Source organism: Bradyrhizobium sp. Leo170, assembly GCF_004296405.1.
Classification (GTDB): Bacteria; Pseudomonadota; Alphaproteobacteria; order Rhizobiales; family Xanthobacteraceae; genus Bradyrhizobium.
In genome coordinates, this window is record NZ_PSRR01000749.1 from 1 (window position 1) to 1,118 (window position 1,118).

The window sequence follows — 1,118 nt, forward strand, 5'->3', positions numbered from 1 at the left end:
GGACCGGCACCGTGGGGTGAGTAGGCCGGAGGGATTTCACCTCCGGCCTCTCGCAGAACCAGGGCGTGAGGCTCTCACCTCACCCGGCTCCCATCAGGCAAGCTTGTCGCCAATACCGAGTTGCCAGTGAGCAAAGAGTCTGCGGTTCTCGCGAGCGATCTTCTCCAGGAAGATACGAGCGCGCCCCAACCGATGGCGGAAGCGCTTGTACTTTCGCTTCAACCAGATAGCTATTGTTTGGTTGATGTAGCGGGCCATCGGATATAGCGCCGAGCGCATGTATTGCCCATAGTACGCGATCCACCCCCGAACTATCGGGTTTAGTTCGCGGGCAATGTCGTCCAGCGTCAGATTTGGCCGCCTACGAAAGTTCAAGTCTCGGATCGTTGCCCGCATCGCGTTCAGCACTGACTTGCTGACCGCCGGAGTGAACCCGCAGAAAATTTTCTGCGAGTACGGCCCCCGGACTGACCTCGGCCGGAAGCAATATCCGAGAAAGTCGAACATAACCGTCTCGCTCTTGCCTTGGCGTCGATCGTCCTTGCAGTAGACAATCCTCGTCTTCGTCGGATGCAATTCCAGACGACACTCGGCCAGTCGAATTCTCAGCGCTTCGCAAACGCTCTGCGCCTCCACCTCACTCTGGCAGTGTATCAACCCGTCGTCAGCATACCGGCACCACCTGAGTTCAGGGAACGTTCGTGCCATCCAGAGATCAAATGTATAGTGCATGAAGAGATTGGCGAGAATCGGGCTCACTACTCCCCCTTGCGGGGTGCCGCAGCTTCGCTCGACGACAGCTCCATCCTCTTGCGCAATCGGCGCTGTCAGCCATCGTTCGATGTAGAGCAACGCCCACTCGCACTTTGCATGTTTCCGGACAGCCCGCAGCAGAAGCTCGTGGTCAATGTTGTCAAACAGCCCCTTGATATCGAATTCAAGAACCCAGTCGTACTTCCAGCAACGCTTGCGCGTGACGCCTACGGCATCAAGAGCCGATTTGCCGGGCCTATAGCCATAGGAATCCGCCAGAAAGATTGCGTCCAGAGTCGGTTCAATGAGTTGTTTGGCAACTGTTTGTGCCACGCGATCCGCCACAGTTGGCACCCCGAGGATCC

General features: G+C 57.2%; 1 protein-coding gene. It reads right to left on the reverse strand.

What is annotated here, in order from left to right; all coding sequences use genetic code 11:
* Positions 1 to 93: 93 nt before the first annotated feature.
* The coding region (gene ltrA / locus CWO89_RS44460; RefSeq protein ID WP_130584412.1) for a group II intron reverse transcriptase/maturase at positions 94 to 1,118 on the reverse strand (1,025 nt) is incomplete at its 5' end.